The organism is Delftia tsuruhatensis NBRC 16741, from assembly GCF_001571325.1.
Taxonomy (GTDB): Bacteria; Pseudomonadota; Gammaproteobacteria; order Burkholderiales; family Burkholderiaceae_C; genus Comamonas; species Comamonas tsuruhatensis.
Window position 1 is genome coordinate 19,010 of sequence record NZ_BCTO01000041.1, and the last position, 21,711, is coordinate 40,720.

The 21,711-nt window shown below is 69.1% G+C and carries 20 protein-coding genes; 13 read left to right on the forward strand and 7 right to left on the reverse strand.

The annotated features are described in order from the left end of the window. Positions 1–22 precede the first annotated feature (22 nt). A complete protein-coding gene (locus DTS01S_RS19875; protein WP_016450031.1) occupies positions 23–1,756 on the reverse strand; it encodes a Na+/H+ antiporter in 1,734 nt (577 codons plus the stop codon). Between the two features lie 92 nt (positions 1,757–1,848). Between DTS01S_RS19875 and DTS01S_RS19880 the strand changes: the two genes are divergently transcribed. The 5 genes from DTS01S_RS19880 to DTS01S_RS19900 all read left to right on the forward strand — a co-directional run bounded on the left by DTS01S_RS19880 (position 1,849) and on the right by DTS01S_RS19900 (position 8,153). Beyond that, positions 1,849–3,456, forward strand: coding sequence for a carboxyl transferase domain-containing protein (locus DTS01S_RS19880; protein ID WP_016450032.1), 1,608 nt, complete (start codon positions 1,849–1,851; stop codon positions 3,454–3,456). A 34-nt stretch (positions 3,457–3,490) separates the two neighbouring features. Then, complete coding sequence (locus tag DTS01S_RS19885) at positions 3,491–4,276, forward strand: enoyl-CoA hydratase/isomerase family protein (protein ID WP_034363212.1); 786 nt, start codon at positions 3,491–3,493, stop codon at positions 4,274–4,276. Between the two features lie 66 nt (positions 4,277–4,342). After that, positions 4,343–5,092: a DUF4126 domain-containing protein gene (locus DTS01S_RS19890; RefSeq protein WP_034363214.1), complete on the forward strand. Its 750-nt coding sequence runs from the start codon at positions 4,343–4,345 to the stop codon at positions 5,090–5,092. A 51-nt stretch (positions 5,093–5,143) separates the two neighbouring features. Next, complete coding sequence (locus DTS01S_RS19895; RefSeq protein ID WP_034363217.1) at positions 5,144–7,162, forward strand: acetyl/propionyl/methylcrotonyl-CoA carboxylase subunit alpha; 2,019 nt, start codon at positions 5,144–5,146, stop codon at positions 7,160–7,162. Between the two features lie 70 nt (positions 7,163–7,232). After that, positions 7,233–8,153: a 2-hydroxyacid dehydrogenase gene (locus DTS01S_RS19900; RefSeq protein WP_026062080.1), complete on the forward strand. Its 921-nt coding sequence runs from the start codon at positions 7,233–7,235 to the stop codon at positions 8,151–8,153. 9 nt (positions 8,154–8,162) lie between these two features. On the opposite strand, the gene DTS01S_RS19905 is transcribed toward DTS01S_RS19900, so the two are convergent. Then, entirely contained in the window at positions 8,163–9,005 is an 843-nt protein-coding gene (locus tag DTS01S_RS19905) for a Bug family tripartite tricarboxylate transporter substrate binding protein (protein WP_017404199.1), read from the reverse strand. After that, on the reverse strand, positions 9,002–9,964 hold the full coding sequence (locus tag DTS01S_RS19910; protein WP_017404200.1) for a 3-hydroxyacyl-CoA dehydrogenase family protein: 963 nt from the start codon (positions 9,962–9,964) through the stop codon (positions 9,002–9,004). The genes DTS01S_RS19905 and DTS01S_RS19910 overlap by 4 nt, the downstream gene beginning before the upstream one ends. A gap of 91 nt (positions 9,965–10,055) precedes the next feature. Between DTS01S_RS19910 and DTS01S_RS19915 the strand changes: the two genes are divergently transcribed. From DTS01S_RS19915 to DTS01S_RS19945, 7 genes are all read left to right on the forward strand, one after another. Then, a complete protein-coding gene (locus DTS01S_RS19915) occupies positions 10,056–10,964 on the forward strand; it encodes a LysR family transcriptional regulator (protein ID WP_017404201.1) in 909 nt (302 codons plus the stop codon). A gap of 109 nt (positions 10,965–11,073) precedes the next feature. After that, entirely contained in the window at positions 11,074–12,015 is a 942-nt protein-coding gene (locus DTS01S_RS19920) for a hydroxymethylglutaryl-CoA lyase (protein ID WP_061288578.1), read from the forward strand. Between the two features lie 2 nt (positions 12,016–12,017). Beyond that, positions 12,018–12,521, forward strand: a complete 504-nt coding sequence (locus tag DTS01S_RS19925) for a YbaK/EbsC family protein (protein ID WP_016452780.1) — start codon at positions 12,018–12,020, stop codon at positions 12,519–12,521. After that, positions 12,518–12,763 (forward strand): DUF1289 domain-containing protein, encoded by a 246-nt coding sequence (locus tag DTS01S_RS19930; protein ID WP_016450040.1) that lies wholly within the window; start codon positions 12,518–12,520, stop codon positions 12,761–12,763. The genes DTS01S_RS19925 and DTS01S_RS19930 overlap by 4 nt, the downstream gene beginning before the upstream one ends. A 33-nt stretch (positions 12,764–12,796) precedes the next feature. Beyond that, positions 12,797–13,432, forward strand: coding sequence for a DsbA family protein (locus DTS01S_RS19935; protein WP_017404205.1), 636 nt, complete (start codon positions 12,797–12,799; stop codon positions 13,430–13,432). Beyond that, the gene (locus tag DTS01S_RS19940) at positions 13,433–15,286 is read left to right on the forward strand and encodes a putative nucleotidyltransferase substrate binding domain-containing protein (protein ID WP_016450042.1); all 1,854 of its coding nucleotides are present in this window, start codon (positions 13,433–13,435) and stop codon (positions 15,284–15,286) included. Beyond that, positions 15,283–15,972 carry a 3'-5' exonuclease gene (locus tag DTS01S_RS19945; RefSeq protein ID WP_061288581.1) on the forward strand — a complete coding sequence of 230 codons (690 nt, stop codon included), beginning with the start codon at positions 15,283–15,285 and terminating at the stop codon, positions 15,970–15,972. The genes DTS01S_RS19940 and DTS01S_RS19945 overlap by 4 nt, the downstream gene beginning before the upstream one ends. Here DTS01S_RS19945 and DTS01S_RS19950 read toward each other — a convergent pair. From DTS01S_RS19950 to DTS01S_RS19965, 4 genes are all read right to left on the reverse strand, one after another. Beyond that, complete coding sequence (locus DTS01S_RS19950; protein WP_017407741.1) at positions 15,948–16,796, reverse strand: AraC family transcriptional regulator; 849 nt, start codon at positions 16,794–16,796, stop codon at positions 15,948–15,950. The two genes, DTS01S_RS19945 and DTS01S_RS19950, sit on opposite strands and share 25 nt — an antisense overlap. Continuing rightward, a complete protein-coding gene (locus DTS01S_RS19955) occupies positions 16,793–17,428 on the reverse strand; it encodes a YbhB/YbcL family Raf kinase inhibitor-like protein (RefSeq protein WP_017407742.1) in 636 nt (211 codons plus the stop codon). Before DTS01S_RS19955 ends, DTS01S_RS19950 begins: the two co-directional genes overlap by 4 nt. Before the next feature lie 209 nt (positions 17,429–17,637). Then, positions 17,638–19,371, reverse strand: coding sequence for a cation acetate symporter (locus DTS01S_RS19960; RefSeq protein WP_017407743.1), 1,734 nt, complete (start codon positions 19,369–19,371; stop codon positions 17,638–17,640). After that, positions 19,368–19,676 (reverse strand): DUF485 domain-containing protein, encoded by a 309-nt coding sequence (locus DTS01S_RS19965; RefSeq protein ID WP_012207753.1) that lies wholly within the window; start codon positions 19,674–19,676, stop codon positions 19,368–19,370. Before DTS01S_RS19965 ends, DTS01S_RS19960 begins: the two co-directional genes overlap by 4 nt. 303 nt (positions 19,677–19,979) lie before the next feature. Here DTS01S_RS19965 and DTS01S_RS19970 point away from each other — a divergent pair, with 303 nt between their 5' ends. Beyond that, positions 19,980–21,662: an MFS transporter gene (locus DTS01S_RS19970; protein WP_016450047.1), complete on the forward strand. Its 1,683-nt coding sequence runs from the start codon at positions 19,980–19,982 to the stop codon at positions 21,660–21,662. Positions 21,663–21,711 lie beyond the last annotated feature (49 nt).

Genomic DNA, 21,711 nt, shown 5'->3' on the forward strand with positions numbered 1-21,711 from the left:
CCAGCTGTCCACCGCGTGCCGCCTAGGGCGTGCCGCCCTCGGGCGCGGCCATGGCCGAGGCTGCAGCGCGGCGCGCCACGACCAGGCGCTTGCGCAGCGAGATCTCCTGCATGTCCAGCTCGCTGACCAGGCGGCGCAGCGACTCGTCGTTGATGCGGTGGGCCTGGCGCTCGGCGTAGAGCGCGTCGCGCTCCTGGTGGATGCAGCGCAGGCGCAGCTCGATCTCCAGCAGGTAGCGCAGCTTGCGCTGGCGCACGACTTCGGGCGCCTCGCGCTGGATCTCGATGCTGGAGGCCGTGCCGCTGCCGTCGTCCAGCAGCTGGACGCGGTTGCGGTACTCCTGCGTCAGGTGGCCCATGACCTCCTGGTGCATGGCCACCCATTCGGGCGTGTGGCCCTGGATCTCTTCCTCGCTCAGCGTCAGCCCGCCAATGGCGGACTGGCAGGCGGCCACGCGCGCCAGGCGCTCCTCGCGCACCGTGGGCGATTCGCCGGGCTGGGGCATGCGGCGCAGGATCAGCGGCAGGGCGATGCTGCCCAGCACCAGGGTGAACAAGATGGTGCCCGTGGCCAGGAAGACCAGCATCTCGCGGCCGGGGAAGGGCTGTCCGTTGTTCAGCAGCATGGGCACGGACAGCGCGCCGGCCAGCGTCACGGCGCCGCGTATGCCGGCCATGGTGGTGGCCAGGTTCAGCAGGTGCGAGGGGCGCTCGGCCATCTTTCCCTGGAAGTGGGCGCGAGCCAGGCTGCGCTGCACGCCCAGGGTCAGCCAGATCCAGCGCATCAGCAGCAGCGCGCTGGAGATGATCACCACATAGCCCACCAGCACCCACCATTCGCTGCCCGCATCGTGCAGCGTCACGCCGATGATGGACGGCAGCTGCAGGCCCAGCAGCAGGAAGATGGCGCCGTTGAACGAGGCTTCCACCATGCTCCAGGTGCCCTCGGTCTGCAGCCGCTCGCTGATGTAGCTGCTGCGCTCCAGGTCGGCGAAGTTGGTGGCAATGCCCGCGGCCACGGCCGACAGGATGCCCGACACGCCGATCTTCTCGCCCACGATGTAGGCGGCGAAGGGCAGCAGGATCAGCAGCAGCACCATTTGCGTGGCCGCCACGTCGCCCAGGCGGCGCGTGATGGTGCTGCGCGCATAGGAAAAGCCCCAGCCGATCAGCGTGCCCACGCCCAGGCCGCCCAGGGCCATCCACATGAAATCCTTGGCCACCTCGGTCCACGAGAACAGGCCGGTCAGCGTGGCCGCGATGGCGAATTTCAGCGCCACCAGGCCCGAGGCGTCGTTGAGCAGGGACTCGCCCTCGAGGATGTGCATGGTCTTCTCGGGCATGCCCAGGTTGCGCGTGATGGCCGAGACGGCCACGGCATCGGTGGGCGAGACCACGGCGGCCAGCGCAAAGGCCACGGTCAGCGGCATGCCGGGCACCAGCCAGTGGATCAGCCAGCCCAGCCCCACCACCGTGAACAGCACCAGGCCCAGCGCCAGGCGCAGGATGGGGCGGTACAGCGCAAAGAACTCGCGCTTGGGAATGCGCCATCCGTCGGCGAACAGCAGCGGCGGGATGAACAGCAGCAGGAACAGCTCGGGATCGAAGGCGATGTGCAGGCCCTTTTGCGGCCAGGCCATCAGCGCTCCCAGGGTGATCTGGATCAGCGGCAGCGGGATGGCGCGCACGTAGCGCGCGGCAATGCCCGTCAACGCTCCCAGCAGCAGGACGAGCAAGACGATTTCAACGGTGTGCATACGGCATTTTCCCCAGGCCGGACCGCCGTTCTTTGCAGGACATTCGGAAAAACCAAGCGCCCGCATCGGGCAAACACAAGAAGAGGCCACACATGAGCATTCTGGGCACCCAACTCAATCCGCGTTCGGCGGACTTCCTGGCCAATGCCGCGGCCATGCGCGCCGTGGTCGAGGACCTGCAGGCCCAGGTGGCCAAGGTCGCCGAGGGCGGCGGCGAGGCCGCGCGCGCCAAGCACGTGGCGCGCGGCAAGCTGCTGCCGCGCGACCGCGTGGCCATGCTGCTGGACCCGGGCACGCCCTTCCTGGAGATCGCCCCGCTGGCTGCGCTCAACATGTACCGCAACGATGCACCCGGCGCGGGCCTGATCGCCGGCATCGGGCGCGTCAGTGGCGTGGACTGCATGATCGTCTGCAACGACGCCACGGTGAAGGGCGGCACCTACTACCCGATGACGGTGAAGAAGCACCTGCGCGCCCAGGAGATCGCCGCGCAGAACCGCCTGCCCTGCATCTACCTGGTGGACTCGGGCGGCGCCAACCTGCCCAACCAGGACGATGTGTTCCCCGACCGCGAGCACTTCGGCCGCATCTTCTTCAACCAGGCCAACATGAGCGCCGAGGGCATTGCCCAGATCGCCGTGGTCATGGGCTCGTGCACGGCCGGCGGCGCCTATGTGCCGGCCATGAGCGACGAGTCCATCATCGTCAAGAACCAGGGCACCATCTTCCTGGGCGGCCCGCCGCTGGTGAAGGCCGCCACGGGCGAGGTGGTCAGCGCCGAGGACCTGGGCGGCGGCGACGTGCACACGCGCCTGTCGGGCGTGGCCGACCACCTGGCCCACAACGACACCCACGCGCTGGCGCTGGCGCGCCAGGCCGTGGCCAACCTCAACCATGCCAAGCAGCCTTCGGCTGGCGACCTGCCGCCCGAGGCGCCGCTGTTCGACGGCGGCGAGCTGTACGGCGTGATCCCCGTGGACACGCGCAAGCCCTTCGACGTGCGCGAGATCATCGCCCGCGTGGTGGACGGCAGCCGCTTCGATGAGTTCAAGGCCCGCTTCGGCGCCACCCTGGTCTGCGGCTTTGCGCGCATCGAGGGCATGCAGGTGGGCATCATCGCCAACAACGGCATCCTGTTCAGCGAATCGGCCGTCAAGGGCGCGCACTTCATCGAGCTGTGCTGCCAGCGCAAGATCCCGCTGGTCTTCCTGCAGAACATCACGGGTTTCATGGTGGGCCGCAAGTACGAGAACGAAGGCATTGCCCGCCACGGCGCCAAGCTGGTCACGGCCGTGGCCACGGCGGCCGTGCCGAAGTTCACCATCATCATCGGCGGCTCCTTCGGCGCGGGCAACTACGGCATGTGCGGCCGCGCCTACTCGCCGCGCTTCCTGTGGATGTGGCCCAACGCGCGCATCTCGGTCATGGGCGGCGAGCAGGCGGCCAGCGTGCTGGCCACCGTCAAGCGCGACGGCATCGAGGCCAAGGGCGGCCAGTGGACGGCCGAGGAGGAAGAGGCCTTCAAGGCCCCCATCCGCCAGCAGTACGAGGATCAGGGCCACCCCTATTACGCGACGGCGCGCCTGTGGGACGATGGCGTCATCGACCCCGCCGACACGCGCCGCGTGCTGGCGCTGGGCTTGGCGGCCACGCGCAACGCGCCCATAGCGGACACGCGCTTCGGCGTGTTCCGCATGTGACGGCGGCTTCCCTTTCCTTGCAGCGAGGTACTTCATGAAAACCACCGCACTGACCCTCGAATTCCAGGGCCCCCTGGCCACCATCACGCTGACCCAGCCCGAAGTGCGCAATGCCTTCAGCGACGAGGTCATTGCCGACATCACCCACGCCTTCCACGCCGTGGGCAAGCGCAGCGACGTGCGCGCCGTGGTGCTGGCCGCCGAGGGCCCGGCCTTTTGCGCAGGCGCCAACCTCAACTGGATGCGCCGCATGGCCGACTACTCGCGCGACGAGAACCGCGAGGACGCCGGCCTGCTGGCCGAGATGCTGCGCGTGATCTACGAATGCCCGCAACCCACCATCGCGCGCGTGCAGGGCGATGTCTATGCGGGCGGCATGGGCTTGGTCGCGGCCTGCGACATGGCCGTGGCCGCCGAGGGCGCGGGCTTTTGCCTGTCCGAAGTGAAGATCGGCCTCATCCCCGCCACCATCAGCCCCTACGTGATCCGCGCCATGGGCGCGCGCGCCGCCCACCGCTACTTCCTGACCGGTGAGCGCTTCGACGCGGCCGAGGCGCTGCGCATCGGCTTCGTGCACCGCGTCGTGCCCGCCGAAGAGCTGGACAACGCCGTGGACGGCCTGCTCAAGCACCTGGTCAGCGCCGGTCCCGCCGCCGCCCGCGCCTGCAAGCGCCTGGTGATCGACGTGGCCGAGCGCGAGATCAACGAGCAGCTGATCGCCGCCACCGTCGAAGGCATCGCCGACATCCGGGCCAGCGCCGAGGGCAAGGAGGGCGTGCAGGCCTTCCTCCAAAAGCGCAAGCCGGCCTGGCTGGCCTGACACGCGCAGGCTGCCCATTCATCGCGCCACCACCGAGCAACGCCGAGCCAACGCCGAGCCAACACCATGAGCACCCTGACCGACTCCCTCGTCCAGTGGCTGCAGTCCGTGGGCCTGTACCCGGGCCCGGCCGTGCACCACACGGTCAGCGAGGCGGCTGGCGAAGTGGCCGAGCGCGTGGGCCAGGCCACCAGCGGCATGGACATGGCCGGCCTGCTGGCGCTGGCCGCCGCACTGGGCTGGGCCAGCGGTTTCCGGCTCTACGCCGTGGTGTTCGTGACCGGGCTGCTGGGGGCGCTGGGCTGGGTGGTGCTGCCGGGCGGGCTGCATGTGCTGGAGCATCCGGCCCTGCTGTTCGCCAGCGGAGCGCTGCTGTTCGTGGAGTTCTTCGCCGACAAGATCCCCGGGGTGGACTCGGTCTGGGACCTGCTGCAAAGCGTGATCCGCATCCCGGCGGGCGCGGCGCTGGCGGCCGGCGTCTTCGGCGCCGACAGCGCGACCATGGCCACCATGGCGGCCCTGATGGGCGGCTCGCTGGCCCTGTCCAGCCAGGTGGCCAAGAGCACGACGCGCGCGGCCATCAACACCTCGCCCGAGCCGTTTTCCAACGTGGGCGCCAGCCTGGTGGAGGACGGCGCCTCGGTGGGCGCGATCTGGCTGGCGCTCACGCACCCGCTGGCCTTCGCCGCCGTGCTGCTGGTCGTGGTCATCGCGCTGTGGCTGCTGACCTGGGCGCTGTGGCGCTTTCTCAAGGCCGTGGTGCAGCGCCTGCGCGCGCTGTTCGGCGGGTCTCCCGCGATGAATCAAAAACCATAGCCGCCGGTCGCCGAATGACCGGGGCTGCAGAGAAAATACTGGAGATAACGCATGTTCAAGAAGATCCTGATCGCCAACCGCGGTGAAATCGCCTGCCGCGTCGCGGCTTCCGCCCGCCGCATGGGCGTGCGCACCGTGGCCGTGTACTCGGACGCCGATGCCCGCGCCAAGCATGTGCAGGCCTGCGACGAGGCCGTGCACATCGGCGGCAGCGCCCCCAAGGACAGCTATCTGCGCTGGGAACGCATCCTGGAGGCCGCCAAGGCCACGGGCGCCCAGGCCATCCACCCCGGCTACGGTTTTCTCAGCGAGAACGAGGAATTCGCCCAGGCCTGCGCCGATGCCGGCCTGGTCTTCATCGGCCCGCCGCCCTCGGCCATCCGCGCCATGGGCCTGAAGGCGGCCTCCAAGCAGCTCATGGAAAAGGCCGGCGTGCCCCTGGTGCCCGGCTACCACGGGGCCGACCAGGACCCGCAGCTGCTGCAGCGCGAGGCCGACCGCATCGGCTACCCGGTGCTGATCAAGGCCAGCGCCGGCGGCGGTGGCAAGGGCATGCGCCTGGTCGAGCGCAGCGAGGACTTTGCCGCCGCCCTGGCCAGCTGCCAGCGCGAGGCCATCAACAGCTTCGGCGACGATGCCGTGCTGGTCGAGAAATACGTGCTGCGCCCGCGCCACATCGAGATCCAGGTCTTTGGCGACACCCAGGGCAACTGCGTCTACCTGTTCGAGCGCGACTGCTCGGTGCAGCGCCGCCACCAGAAGGTGCTGGAGGAGTCCCCCGCGCCCGGCATGACGCCTGCGCTGCGCCAGAAGATGGGCGAGGCCGCCGTGGCCGCCGCCCAGGCCGTGAACTACGTGGGCGCGGGCACGGTGGAATTCATCGTCGAGCAGCCCGGCGGCTACGACCAGCCCGAGGCCATGAAGTTCTACTTCATGGAAATGAACACCCGCCTGCAGGTCGAGCACCCGGTGACCGAGGCCATCACGGGCGAGGACCTGGTGGACTGGCAGCTGCGCGTGGCCAGCGGCCTGCCCCTGCCCAAGCGCCAGGACGAGCTGCGCATCACCGGCCATGCCATCGAGGCGCGCATCTGCGCAGAAAACCCCGACAACGGCTTCCTGCCCGCCACCGGCACCCTGCATGTCTACCGCAAGCCCGACTGCGCCAGCTTCCGTGTCGGCGACGTGCGCGTGGACGACGGCGTGCGCGAGGGCGATGCCATCAGCCCCTTCTACGACTCCATGATCGCCAAGCTCATCGTGCATGGCGACACGCGCGAACAGGCGCTGGCGCGGCTCGATGCCGCCCTGGCCGAGACACGCATCGTGGGCCTGGCCACCAATGTGCAGTTCCTGCGCCAGGTCATCGCCAGCGATGCCTTTGCAACCGCCAAGCTGGACACGGCGCTGATCGAGCGCGAGAAGCAGCATCTGTTCCACCAGCAGCGCCTGCCGCAGGCCCAGGCCGTGGCCGCCGCCGTGGCCCAGGTACTGCAGGCCGAGCGCGCGCAGGAAACCGCCGACCCCTTCAGCCGCCGCGACGGCTGGCGCTCGCACGGCGTGGCCGAGCGGCGCTGGGACTTCCGCCAGGGCGAGGCCGCCGTGCCCGCGCGCCTGCGCTACCTGCATGACGGCGCGCTGCAACTGGCCGTGGGCGAGGGCGAGTCCCTCGCCGAGGGCCTGCTGTCCTGGCAACAGGCCGGGGACGGCGCCTTCGACGTGCAATTCGCGGGCCAGCGCCTGCGCGCCCAGGTCCATGTGCTGGGCGAGCAATGCCATGTGTTCGCTCCCCAGGGCGCGGCCGTGCTGGGCCTGGCCGATCCGCTGGCCCATGCGGGCGATGTGCATTCGGAAGGCGGCCGCCTGACGGCGCCCATGCCGGGCAAGGTGGTCTCCTTTGCCGTCAAGGCCGGCGACAAGGTCAGCAAGGGCCAGCCGCTGGCCGTGATGGAGGCCATGAAGATGGAGCACACCATCGCCGCGCCCGGCGACGGCGTGGTGGCCGAACTGCTGTATGCGCCCGGCGACCAGGTGACCGAAGGCTCCGAGCTGCTGCGCCTGGAAAGCTGAGCCCGCAGGCAAGACAGTTTTGCGCAAAAGTCGCGCGTGGGCGTCGCCAGGCCGTTAGGCTTGGCCACCTATGCGAGTGACTTTCTGCTGCGAAGACACCAGGCCCGACGCCTGGCTGCAAGGACTGCGCGCGGCCCTGCCGGGCGCCGAGGTGGACATCTGGTCGCCGGGCGCGCCGCAGGCCGACTACGCCCTGGTCTGGGCGCCACCCCAGCGCTTCATCGACGAGCAGCCGGGCCTCAAGGCCCTGTTCAACATCGGTGCCGGCGTCGATGCGCTGCTGCCGCTGCGCCTGCCGCCCGACCTTCCCGTCTACCGCCTGGAGGACGCCGGCATGGCCGTGCAGATGGCCGAATACGTCAGCCAGGCCGTGATCCGCTTCTTCCGGGGCCTGGACGGCTACGAGGCCGACATGGCCGCCGGCCTGTGGCAGCACCGGCCCAATCCCCGGCGTGCCGACTACCCCGTGGGCGTCATGGGACTGGGCCGCATGGGCGAGCGCGTGGCGCGCGCGCTGGCGGTGTTCGATTTCCCCGTCAACGGCTGGAGCCGTACGCCGCATGCCATCGACGGCGTGCGTGGCTTCTGCGGCCCGCAGGACTTCGACGTCTTTCTGCGCGCCACCCGCATCCTCGTCAACCTGCTGCCGCTGACCCCCGAGACCGACAGCATCATCGACGCGCGCAGCCTGGCCCTGCTGCAGCCGGGCGCCTATGTCATCAACGTGGGACGCGGCGGCCATGTGGCGGACGAGGACCTCGTCGCTGCCATCGACGGGGGCCATGTGTCCGGCGCGTTGCTCGATGTGTTCCGCACCGAGCCGCTGCCCGACGGCCATGCCTTCTGGCGGCATCCGCGCATCACGCTCACGCCCCACACTTCGGCGCGCACCCTGGCGCGCGACAGCGTGGAGCAGATCGTGGGCAAGGTCGCGGCGCTGAGCCGGGGCGAGGCCGTGAGCGGCCGCGTGGACCTGCAGCGCGGCTACTGACGGGCGCGCTCAGTCCAGCGTCACGCCGGTGCTGCGCACCAGTGCACCCAGGCGCTGGGAGTCGCTCTTGATCAAGGCACCGAATTCGGCCGCCGTGCCGCCCACGGCCGGCGTGCCTATGGCCTCCCAGCGCGTGCGAAAGGCCGGGTCCTTGAAGATGGCGTTGACCGTGGCATTGAGTTTGTCGATGGCGGCTGGTGGCGTGCCCGCGCGCACGGCAATGCCATGCCAGCCGGTGATCTGGTAGCCGGGCACGCCGGCCTGGGCCATGGTGGGCACGTCGGGCAGCACCTTGGTGCGCTCGGCCGAGGTGACGGCCAGCGGGATCAGGCGCCCGCCCTGGATGTGCTGCAGCGAGCTGCCCACGATGTCGAACATCACGCCCACCTGGCCGCCGATCAGGTCGTTGAGCGCCGGTCCCGCACCCCGGTAGGGCACATGGCCCAGCTTGACCTGCTCCATGGAGTTGAACAGCTCGCCCGCCAGGTGCTGGGGCGTGCCGTTGCCGGCCGAGGCAAAGCTCAGTGTCTTGCCCGTTTTGGCCAGGGCCAGCAGCTCGGCCACGGTCTTGACGCCCAGCGAGGGATGGACCTCCAGCACCAGCGGGAAAGCCGACACCTGCACCACGGGCTCCAGGTCCTTGAGCGGGTTGAAGGGCATGCTCTTGTACAGCGAGGAATTCACGGCCATGGGGCCGCTGGCGGCCAGCGCCTGCGGGGTGACCGGCAGGGCTCGGTGGTCGGCCGGCTGCTTGTAGGCGCCGTTGGGGGCCACGGTGATGATCAGTGGGTCGTTCCACTGCGAGGTGGGTGACGTGGGTGACGTGGGCGATGTGGGGACCGGCGTGCTCATGGCGTGTCCTGTGCCTGCTCCGGCACCGGCAGCTCGCTGGCCAGCAGGGCCAGGCCCTGGCGCAGCAGCGCGTCGTAGCGGGCACGCTCGGCCAGGCGGCGGTCCTCGGGCCAGTCGAAGAAGCCCTTGCCGGTCTTCATGCCCAGATCGCCCCGCGCCACGCGATCGCGCAGGGCCTGGGCCGGCACATCGGTGTTGGACAGTGTGGGGTACATGGTGGCGGCGGCCGCGCAATGCACCTCGATGCCTGCATGGTCGCGCTGCAGCACGGGGCCGGCCGCCAGGAAGCGGAAGCCGAAGCCGAAGCGCACGGCGGCATCCACGTCCTCGGGCGAGGCAATACCCTCGTCGATGAGGGCGAAGGCCTCGCGCGACAGCGCATGCTGCATGCGGTTGGCCAGAAAGCCGGGCTTGTCCTTCTTCACCAGTACCGGCACGCTGCCGCAGCCGCGCATGAAGGCGTGCAGCCACTGGCCCAGGGCCGGGTCGCTGCGCTCTCCCAGCACCACCTCCACCAGCGGCACCAGGTGGGCGGGCATGAAGAAGTGCAGGCCCAGCATGCGCTGCGCCGTGGGCAGGCCGCTGGCGATGGCGCTGATGGGAAAGCCCGAGCTGTTGCTGGCCAGCACGGCGTCGGCCGGCGCATGCGCCTCCAGTTCGGCGAACAGCGCCTGCTTGGCGTCCAGCCGCTCGGTGATGCATTCCACCACCAGGGCGACGCCGTCCCAGGCCACATCCTCCAGCGCCGCGCAGACCGAGACCTGGGACGCGCACCGGGCAAAGCCGGCCGTGGCCAGCTCGATGGCAATGTGCTGCAGCAGCAGCTCGCGCCGTGCCGCGCCGGGGTCGACCACGATCACCAGGGCGCCGCCCCGGGCCAGGACCACGGCCACATCGGCACCCATGGTGCCTCCCCCGACGACCACCGTGCGCGCGTTGCGCGGCGAACTGCTGTGCATGCTGTCTCCTGCTGATTTCATGGATTTGAGGCGCAGTCTAGGCAGCCGTTATTGAACGGTAAAGACGCATTTTTTGATAAACTGATCGGCCATGAAGATCAATTGGTCGGCCCGCGAGGTCGATGTCTTTCTGGCGCTGGCCGATTCGCTGAGCTTTCGGCGCACGGCGCTGCAGATGCACCTGTCGCAGTCGGCCGTCTCGGGCACGCTGGCGCGGCTGGAAGAGATGCTGGGCGCGCGCCTGTTCGAGCGCACCACGCGCGCCGTGGAACTGACCCAGGCCGGCGAGGTCTTCGCCGAGCAGGCGCGCATCCTGCGCCACCAGATGGACGAGACCGTGCGCCGCGTGCAGGAGGTGGCCCAGGTGCAGGTGGGCCGGCTGGCGCTGGCGGCCCTGCCTTCGCTGGCTGCGGGCCTGCTGCCCCGCGTGCTGGCGCGCTTTGCGGCCGAGCATCCTGGCGTGCACCTGGAGCTGTTCGACAGCCTGGCCGGGCCGGCCTTCGACATGGTGCGCGCGGGCCGCGTGGACTTTGCGCTCACGGCGGCCAACCCCGCCTATGCCGACCTGGACTACCTGCCGCTGGCCTCCGACCGCTTCGTGCTGCTGCTGGGCCGCGGCCATGCGCTGGCGCGCGGGCGCGGCGATCTGGGCTGGGCCGACGTGGCCCATCTGCCCCACATCTCCATGCCGGCCGGCACCAGCGTGCGGCAGTACGCCGACGAGGCCCTGCTGACCCACGGCATACGCTTTGCGCCCCAGTACGCCGTGGAGCACCTGGCCACCATCGCGGCCATGGTGGCTGCCGATCTGGGCGTGAGCGCGCTGCCGCTGCTGGCCGCGCAGGTGGTGCAGCGGCCGGAGGTGGTGGCGCGCCCGCTGGCACGGCCGGTGCTGCGCCGCCCCATCGGCCTGGTGCGCCTGAGCGGCCGCCGCCTGTCGCCGGCTGCCGCGCGCATGGTGGAGATGCTGCGCGAGGAAATGGCGGCCCTGTCGGGCTGAACGGGGCGCTGGCAGCCGTTGTGCATGGCCCGGCAGGATATGGGGTGGTGCCCGGGCCTGCAAGACTGGACAATAGGGGCCGTACCCGTCATCCCGGTGAGAACACCCCATGAGCATTCCTTCCCGCGTCAAACTCGTCGATGTAGGCCCCCGCGACGGCCTGCAGAATGAAAAACAGCCCGTGCCCGCCGCCGTCAAGATCGAGCTGGTGCACCGCCTGCAGGAAGCCGGCCTCAAGGAAATCGAGGTCACCAGCTACGTCAGCCCCAAATGGGTGCCGCAGATGGCCGACAACGCCGAAGTCATGGCCGGCATCGTCCGCCGCCCCGGCGTGCGCTACAGCGTGCTCACGCCCAACATGAAGGGCCTGGAGGCCGCGCTGTCGGCGCCGCGCGAACTGTGGCCCGACGAGATCGTGGTCTTCGGCGCAGCCAGCGAGGCCTTCAGCCAGAAGAACATCAACTGCTCCATTGCCGAAAGCATCGACCGCTTCGCCCCCGTGGCCGAGGCCGCACGCGCCCAGGGCATCTACGTGCGCGGCGCCATGAGCTGCATCGTGGGCTGCCCCTACGAAGGCGAGATCGCCCCCGAGCGCGTGGCCTACCTGGCCGGCCTCATGAAGGGCATCGGCGTGCAGCATGTGGGCGTGGCCGACACCATCGGCGTGGGCACGCCCGTCAAGGTGCGCAAGGCCATCGAGGCCACGCTGCAGCACTTCGCCATCGACGATGTCTCGGGCCACTTCCACGACACCTACGGCCAGGCCGTGTCCAACACGCTGGCCGCGCTGTCGCTGGGCGTGTGGCAGTTCGACACCTCGGTGGCGGGCCTGGGCGGCTGCCCCTACGCCAAGGGCGCCACGGGCAATGTGGCCACCGAGGACGTGGTCTACATGCTGCAGGGCATGGGCATCGAGACCGGTATCGACCTGGACAAGCTGATTGACGCCGGCCAGTTCATCAGCGACCACCTGGGCCGCCCCACGCAATCGCGCGTGGCCAAGGCACTGCTCACCAAGCGCGCCAGCGCGTCTGCATGCGAGGCGGTGTGAGCATGTGCGGATCTGAACTCCACCATCTTCCCGAAGGCGTGCAGCGCGTGGCGGCCTTCCTGCAGCAGGCCGGCCATGGCGAGGGGCCGCGCATGCTGGACGGCGCGGCGCGCACGGCCCAGGAAGCGGCCGACCAGCTGGGCATCCTCGTGGGCCAGGTGGCCAAGAGCATCATCTTCCGCCGCCGCAGCGACGGCGTGGCCGTGCTGGTCGTGGCCTCGGGCGACCGCCGCGTGGACGAGAAGAAGGTCGCCGCCCTGGTCGGCCCCGTGGGCCGTGCCGATGCCGACTTCGTCAAGGCGCAGACGGGCTTTTCCATCGGCGGCGTCAGCCCCGTGGCCCATGCCAACACGCCCGTGACCCTGGTGGACCGGGAACTGCAGCGTTTCGACACGGTCTGGGCGGCCGCCGGCCATCCGCATGCGGTGTTCGCGGCCACGCCGGCCGCGCTGCAGGCCCTGGCCGGTGCGCCCTGGGCCGACGTGGTGCAGGAGGTGGCGGCATGATGGGCCCCAAGGAAATGCTGGCCCACAAGGCCGGCGCAGCCTTCGCTGCGCGCGCTGACGACGAGCCCGTGCCATCGCCCTGCATCTCGGTCTGCCGCATGACGCCGGACCGCAGCCATTGCGAAGGGTGCTTTCGCACCATCGACGAGATCCGTGCCTGGTCCAAGTCCGATGCGTCGCAGCGCCTGGTCATCTGGAACGCGCTGCTCGAGCGTGCGGGCATCACGGTCGCCGTCCCCTAGACCCCCTGGACTGCACTGCAGGAGCCTGCCGCCATGAAGCAGATCACCTTCCATCTCGACTTCGTCTCGCCCTATGCCTGGCTGGCCTTCGAGCAACTGCCTCAGGCCCTGCAGGGCATCAGCCACCACATGCAGTACCGCCCCGTGCTGCTGGGCGCGCTGCTGCAGCGCCATGCCAACCCGGGGCCGGCCGGCATCGCGGGCAAGCGCGAGTGGACCTACCGCCATGTGAGCTGGCTGGGCCATGCCATGGGCGTGGGGCTGGACATGCCGGCCCGCCATCCGTTCAACCCGCTGCCGCTGCTGCGCCTGGCGCTGGAATGCAGCGACGACGGCACGGTCAACCGCTTTGTCGCGGGCACGGTGCTGCGCCATGTCTGGCTGGGCGGCGCCGACGCGCTGGACCCGGCGCGGCTCGACGCCCTGCGCGCCACGCTGGCGCCACAGCTGCGCACGGATGCGGCGGACAACGCCAAGCGCCTGCTGCGCGAGAACACCGACGCCGCGGCCGCGCAAGGCCTGTTCGGCGTGCCGGCCTGGGAAGTCGACGGCCGCCTCTTCTGGGGCCTGGACAGCCTGCCCATGCTGCGCGCCTACCTGGAAGGCGACAGCTGGTTCGACAGCGGCTGGGATGCGGCTGCAAGCGTGGAGCAAGGCCTGAAGGTTTGAATGGCGGGGCTGGAACAACGGCCCCGCCCCATGCCCAACGCCTTCAACTTCGCCGCCTCGCCCTTCGACTGCCTCACGCCCGACGAACAGGCGCTGGTGCGCGATGGCGTGGACATCGCCTACTTCCCCGAGGGCGCCGTGGTGCTGGACGCCGGCTCGGCGCCCACCCACCTCTTCGTCATCATCAAGGGCCATGTGGTGCAGACCGAGGGCGACGAGGTCCTGGCCAGCTACGGCCCCGACGACAGCTTCGACGGCCGCGCCCTGGTGGCCGGCCGCACAGGCAGCCGCTTCACCGTGGCCGAGGAGCTCATCGCCTACCAGCTTGCGCGCGAAACCGTGGGCGAGCTGATCGCGCGCAACACGGCCTTTGGCGCCCTGCTGTTCTCCGACCTGGGCCACAAGCTGGGCACATTGGCCCAGCGCGCCGACCGGCACGAATTGCAGTCGCTGACGCTGGCGCGCGTGGACCAGGCCTATCTGCGCGCCGCCCATGTGGTGGATGCGGCCACCGACATTGTCTCCGTGGTGCGCCTGTTCCATGCAGAGCGCACGACCAGCGTGCTGGTCTCGGGACTGCCGCAGGGCGGCCTGGGCATCTTCACGGGCACCACGCTGCAGCGCGCCATCCTTGACGGCCGCCCGCTGGAGCGGCTGGCCGTGGGCGAGTTCGCCAGCCAGCCTGTGTTCACCGTGCGCGCCGACGACCAGCTGGGCGATGCCCTGGTCGTGCTGCTGCGTGCGCGCGTGCACCGGCTGGCCGTGCTCGATGCACAGGGCCAGGTGCTGGGCATCCTGGAGGCGCTGGACCTGTTCAGCTTCCTGGCCAACCACTCCCACCTGATCACCGTGCAGATCGAGCAGGCTGCCGACCTGCAGGCGCTGGAGCAGGCCGCCGCCCAGATCACGCGCCTGGTGGCCGCCCTGCACCGGGGCGGCACGCGCATTGCCCTCATGGCGCGCCTGGTGCAGCAGCTCAATGCCCGTTTGTTCGAGCGTGCCTGGCAGATGCTGGCGCCGCCGGACCTGGTGGCCCACAGCTGCCTCTTCGTCATGGGCAGCGAGGGGCGCGGCGAGCAATTGCTCAAGACCGACCAGGACAACGGCCTGCTGCTGCGCGACGGCTATGCGCCGCCCCAGGACCTCGATGCCATCTGCGCGCGCTTTTCCGCGCAGCTGCAGCGCTTCGGCTACCCCGAATGCCCGGGCGGCATCATGCTCAGCAATCCGCTGTGGCGCGGCACGGTGGCCGACTTTGGCCGTCGTGTGCGCGAATGGCTGATCCTGCCCAGCCCGCAAGGGCTGATGCACCTGGCCATCTTTCTGGACGCCCACGCCGTGGCAGGCGATGCAGCCTTGCTGGCGCAGGTTCGGCGGGACCTGATGGCGCTGGCCCTGGACAGCGACGCCCAGGTGGCGCGCTTTGCCTCGGCCGTCGACGCCTTCGCGCACGAGCCGGGCAGCTGGTGGGAGCGGCTGCTGGGCCGTGGTGACGAGGGGGCGCCCGTGCACCTCAAGAAGGCCGGCATCTTTCCCATCGTCCACGGCGTGCGCAGCCTGGCGCTGGCCCACCACATCGCCGCCACGGGAACGGCCGAGCGCCTGGCGGCCCTGGTGGCCGAAGGCGTGCTCGATGAAGTCCAGGGCCGCGAACTGCTTGAAGGACTGCACTTTCTCATGGGCCTGCGCCTGCAGGCGGGCCTGGCCGAGATCGACCTGGGCCGGCCCGTCACCGGCCATGTGGACCCGGCGCGCCTGAGCAGCCTGGAGCGTGATCTGCTCAAGGACACGCTGGCCGTGGTGCGGCGCTTTCGGGAACTGCTGCGCCAGCGCCTGCGGCTGGACGCGGTATGAGCGCGGCACCCCTGTCGAAATGGGTGGCGGGCCTGCGGCGCAACTGGCAGCGGCGCAGGCTGGCGGACCCCGCCTATGACTTCCTTTTCGGTGCGCCGCCGCCCGGCGAATGGGTGGCGCTGGACTGCGAGACCACGGGCCTGGACGTGCGCTGCGACCAGATCGTCTCCATCGGCGCCGTGCGCATCGTGGGAGAGCGCATCCTGTCCAGCGAGCGCCTGGAGCTGCTGGTGCGCCCCTCGCGCAGCGTGCCAGCGGACAGCGTGCGCATCCACCGCCTGCGCGAGCGCGACCTGGCCCGGGGCCTGGCCATCGAGGACGCGCTCGCGCAGCTGCTGCGCTTCATCGGCAGCCGGCCGCTGGTCGGCTACTACCTGGAATTCGACGTGGCCATGATCGAGCGCGTGCTGCGCCCCTGGCTGGGCACGGGCCTGCCCAACGAGCGCATCGAGGTCTCGGCCCTGTACTACGACCACCGCTTCCGGCAGCTGCTGCCCTGGCAGCAGCAGGCGCCCGAGATCGACCTGCGCTTTGCCACGCTGATGGCCGATCTGGGCCTGCCCCGGCGCGAGGCCCACGACGCGCTCAACGACGCCGTGATGGCAGCGCTGGCCTTCATCAAGCTGCGCAGGCTGGCCGGCGGGACGCCGGCCCCGCTGCATCAGCGCAAGGCGGACGGCGAATAGCCGAAGCGCGCACGGAAGCGCTCCGAAAAGCGCGCACGCGACTGGTAGCCACAGGCCTGGGCGATGTGTTGCAGGCTCCAGCCGGTGGTCTGCACCAGCAGCATGGCGTGGTGCATGCGCGTGTCCACCAGCAGTTCCTCGAAGCGGACGCCCTCGCCGGCCAGGCGCCGGCGCAGCGTGGCCTCGCTCATGGCCAGCGCGCTGCCGGCGCTGTGCGCTGTCCAGTGCTGCTGGGGCGCCTGGGCAATGAGGGTGCGCAGGCGCGAGGCCGTGCCGGGCGGGCCCGCGCGGCGCAGGATGTGGCCGCGCTCCGCGAGCGCGGCGAGCAGGTCCATCAGCCGGTAGCGCAGCCGTTCGTCGCTGAGAGTCGGCGACGGTACGCTGGCCAGCACCTGCCGCAGAGCGTCTTGCAGGTCGTCGTCCAGCGGCAGTTGCCGAAAGGCCTGCTCGTCCAGCGGCAGCGCTGCGGGCTGGGCGCGTGTGCGGTGGAACGCCTCCAGCAGCTCGGGCGACAGTGCCAGCAGCACGGAGCGAAAGGGCTGTCCGCCGCTGCCCGGTGTCTTCATCAGATCGGCGCTGGTATGCGCCTGCACCAGCAGCAGGCAAGAGGGCGTGTCCACCGTGGTCTGGTGGCTGCCGTCGTGCAGGTCCAGCCTGCCTGCCGCCACCAGCAGCAGGCAGGCTTCATGGAACAGGAAGCGCGGCGTATGCCGGGCCTGGCGCAGGCTGGGCTGCGCCAGGCTGCACAGGCCGGCCCGCACCACGGGGGCGGCAGAAGGCAGCAGCCAGTGGCTGCCGGGCACCGGGTCGCCGTTCAGGTTCAAGCGGCGCAGACCGCAGGGTTCAGGCTGTACAGGCCGGTGATGCTGGCCTTGCCCAGCACCTGGCCGGCTTGCAGCGCCGCGCGCACATTGGCGCCGGTCAGTTCGCCGGAGACCGCCAGCGTGGGCGTGGCCAGCGCATAGACGGTGAAGACGTAGTGGTGGACGATGCTGTCGTTCCACGGGGGGCAGGGGCCGTCGTAGCCGTAGTAGTCGCCCTTCATCTGCTCATCGCCCGCGAACCAGCCCGTGTAGTCGTTGACGCCGTGGCGCAGGCCGCCGGGGGCGGCCGGGCCGCTCTTGCCGCGCGGCGTGACGCCGTCGGACTGGGCACCTGCCGCGATCTCGGTGGTGGCGGCCGGAATGTCCAGCAGCAGCCAGTGGAAGAAGTCCACGCGCGGCAGGCTGGCCGGCACTTCGCGGCCTTCCTGGTTCACATCGTCGCCGCGGCTGGGCACGTCGGGATCGTGGCAGACCACGACGAAGGACTGCGTGCCCGCCGGTGCGCCGCTCCAGGCAAGGTGCGGATTGCGGTTGGACGACAGCGCCACGTGGGATGCCGCATCGGGCACGGCGAACGCGAATTCGCCGGGGATGGCCTGGCCGTCCTGGAAGCTTTGGCTGGTGAGTTGCATGTCGGATGGATCCTGTGCGTTGAAGAGAGAAGTCATGCTGCACGAAGCGCTCGGCAGACCCCCGAGTCTAGGGGCGGGGAAAACGCAGGACATCGCCCATCCGCTCAAAAGGCTTCTCCAGCCGATCAAACTGAGTGTCTCTGGTGTGGCGAGGGATGAAAAAAGCCGGGCGCATGGCCCGGCTTGTGCGTGGTTGCCGCTTCGGCAGCTCAGTGGCCGGAGGCGCCCGAAGCTCCCAGACCCGTTTCCGAACGCACCTGCTGCGCGGGGAACACGGCGCGTTCCCTGGTGGCCTGGGCACTCTTGTCGAGCACCGAGAACAGCCACACGCCCACGAAGCCGATGGTCATGGAGAACAGCGCGGGTGATGCATAGGGGAACCATGCCGAGCCTGCAGGGTTGCCCAGCGTGGCTTCCCAGACCGGGGGCGAGACGATGGTCAGGCCCACCGAGGACGCCAGGCCCATGAAGCCGCCGATCACGGCGCCCTTGGTCGTGCAGTCCTTCCACAGCACCGACAGCAGCAGCGGGGGGAAGTTGGCCGAGGCCGCGACCGCGAAGGCCAGCGACACCATGAAGGCAATGTTCTGCTTCTCGAACACGATGCCCAGCAGCACGGCGATGGCGCCCAGCGTCAGCGTGGTGATGCGCGAGACGCGCAGCTCGGCGGCGCTGTCGGCCTTGCCCTTCTTGATCACGGTGGCGTACAGGTCATGCGATACGGCCGAGGCGCCCGACAGCGTCAGGCCCGCGACCACGGCCAGGATGGTGGCGAAGGCCACGGCCGAGATGAAGCCGTAGAACACGTCGCCGCCCACGCTCTTGGCCACCAGCACGGCCGCCATGTTGGCCGTGCCCGCGCCGCCGTGGATCACGCCCTTGACCGTGTCGGCCATCTCGGGGTTGGTCAGCACCAGGGTGATGGCGCCGAAGCCGATGATGAAGATCAGCACGTAGAAGTAGCCGATCCAGGTCGTGGCCCAGAACACGCTCTTGCGCGCTTCCTTGGCGTCGGGCACGGTGAAGAAGCGCATCAGGATGTGGGGCAGGCCCAGCGTGCCGAACATCAGCGCCATGCCGAAGCTGATGGCCGAGATCGGGTCCTTGATGAAGCCGCCCGGGCCCATGATGGCCAGGCCCGCCTTGGCGGCGGCCGAGGGGTCGGCGCCGTTGTTGGCAGCGATCTCGGAGCGCACGCGCACGCCTTCGGCGAACAGCGCCTCGGGGCTGAAGCCGTACTTGGCCAGCACCATGAAGCCCATGAAGGTCACGCCGGCCAGCAGCATGCAGGCCTTGATGATCTGCACCCAGGTCGTGGCCGTCATGCCGCCGAACAGCACGTAGATCATCATCAGGCCGCCCACCAGCACCACGGCGATCCAGTAGTCCAGGCCGAACAGCAGCTTGATCAGCTGGCCCGCGCCCACCATCTGCGCGATCAGGTAGAAGGCCACCACCACCAGCGTGCCGCTGGCCGCGAAAGCGCGGAACGGCGTCTGGGAGAAGCGGTAGCCGGCCACGTCGGCGAAGGTGAACTTGCCCAGGTTGCGCAGGCGCTCGGCCAGCAGGAAGGTCAGGATGGGCCAGCCCACCAGGAAGCCGATGGAGTAGATGAGGCCGTCATAGCCGCTGGCCATGACCGAGGCCGAGATGCCCAGGAAGGAGGCGGCCGACATGTAGTCGCCCGCAATCGCCAAGCCGTTCTGGAAGCCCGTGATGCCGCCTCCGGCCGTGTAGAAATCGGCCGCCGACTTGGTGCGGCCCGCGGCCCATTTGGTGATCCACAGCGTGGCCACGACGAAGGCCGTGAAGAGAATGATGGCGGTCCAGTTGGTGGCCTGCTTGGCGGCCACGCCGACATCTCCGCCGGCGGCCAGCACGGGCCCCGTCAGGGCCAGCGCCACGGCGGGCGCCAGCAGCATGCGTTGTGCGGAATTCTTCATTTCGTGGCGTCCTTCAGGATGTCCTGGGTGAGCTTGTCGTACTCGCCATTGGCACGGCGCACGTAGAGGCCGGTGACGATCACCGAGAACACGATCACGCCCATGGCGATAGGAATGCCCAGCGAGGTCACGCCCGCGCCAATGGGCTGGGCCAGAAAGGATTTGTCGAAGGCAATCAGCGCGATATAGCCGTAATAAACGACCAGCATCAGCAGCGTCAGAAAAAGGCCCAGGCGATTGCGTCTGGACCGCAGCTCCTGGTATTTGGGATGGCGCTGTATCTTGTCTACCACCGGATCGGTCATGGTTTGTCTCCTGAAGTTGGAATCGCGGCGGCAGCCCCATGGATCTGCAGCCTTGCGGCGCATTCTGGAAAGCGCTTCTGACCGAGTGCTTACGCAGTGCAGCATGGTTTGCCAGGGTTTTTACGGTGCTTTTCACATGGAAAAAGACGGCATCAGGGTTGCTGCTGAGTTAGTAAGAAATCGTTCAGTTCGCCGTCAATTTCTGTAAGAGGTGAGTCAGATTCGCGTCAGCAGGCAGGCGGATAGTGAATCGGCGGGCCTATGGCAAGCCCGCTAAATATTCAATAAATCAAGGAGACAGACATGGCTATCAACGCATCGCAAGGCGCGGGGGTCAAGGCGACCCCGCGGCCCATGACTCCGGAAGAACGCAAGGTGATCTTTGCCTCGTCGCTAGGCACGGTATTCGAGTGGTACGACTTCTATCTCTACGGATCGCTGGCGGCCATCATCGCCAAGCAATTCTTCAGCGGGCTCGATGCGGGATCGGCCTTCATCTTCGCGCTGCTGGCCTTCGCGGCCGGCTTCATCGTACGGCCCTTCGGCGCACTGGTGTTCGGGCGGCTGGGCGACATGATCGGGCGCAAGTACACCTTCCTCGTGACCATCCTGATCATGGGCCTGTCGACCTTCATCGTCGGCATCCTGCCCACCTACGCCAGCATCGGCGTGGCGGCGCCGGTGATCCTCATCGGCCTGCGCATGCTGCAGGGCCTGGCCCTGGGCGGCGAGTACGGCGGTGCGGCCACCTATGTGGCCGAGCACGCGCCGCACGGCAAGCGCGGCGCCTACACCTCGTGGATACAGACCACGGCAACGCTGGGCCTGTTCCTGTCGCTGCTGGTGATCCTGGGCGTGCGCACCTCCATCGGCGAGCAGGCCTTCGCGGACTGGGGCTGGCGCATCCCCTTCCTGCTGTCCATCGTGCTGCTGGGCATCTCGGTGTGGATCCGCATGACGCTGTCCGAGTCGCCAGCCTTCCAGAAGATGAAGGCCGAGGGCAAGGTCTCCAAGGCTCCGCTGTCCGAGTCCTTCGGCCAGTGGCGCAACCTCAAGATCGTGATCCTGGCGCTGATCGGCCTGACCGCCGGCCAGGCTGTCGTCTGGTACACGGGCCAGTTCTATGCGCTGTTCTTCCTGACCCAGCAGCTCAAGGTCGATGCGGTGACGGCCAACCTGCTGATCGCGGCGGCACTGATCATCGGCACGCCGTTCTTCGTGATCTTCGGTTCGCTGTCCGACAAGATAGGCCGCAAGCCCATCATCATGCTGGGCTGCGTGCTGGCCGTGGTGACCTACTTTCCCGTGTTCAAGGCGCTGACCGAGGCGGCCAACCCCGACCTGGCCGCGGCCCAGGCCAAGAGCAAGGTGGTGATCGTTGCCGATCCCAAGGAATGCTCGTTCCAGTTCAATCCCACGGGCACTTCCAAGTTCACCAGTTCCTGCGACGTGGCCAAGCAGCTGCTGGCCGCCGGCTCGGTCAGCTATGACTCCGAGGACGCAGCGCCCGGCAAGACGGCCTTCATCCGCATCGGCAGCACCGAGATCCCCTCGTTCTCCGTCAAGGGCCTGAGCCCCGAGGAAGCCAAGGCCAAGGACGCCGAGTTCAAGAAGACCGTGGCCAAGGTGCTGGCCGAGGACGGCTATCCCACCAAGGCCGACCCCGCGAAGATGAACAAGGTGATGATGGTCGCCATCCTGACCTACCTGGTCATCCTCGTGACCATGGTCTACGGCCCCATCGCCGCCATGCTGGTGGAGCTGTTCCCCACCCGCATCCGCTATACCTCCATGAGCCTGCCGTACCACATCGGCAATGGCTGGTTCGGCGGCCTGCTGCCCACCATGTCGTTCGCCATCGTGGCCCAGACCGGCAACATGTACAGCGGCCTCTGGTATCCCATCGTCATCGCGGGCGCCACGGCCATCATCGGCACGCTGTTCCTGCGCGAGACCAAGGATGTGGATATCTACGCGAATGATTGAGGGCTCCCCCTGAGGCGCTGACGCGCCTACCCCCGTATGCACGGCGCCC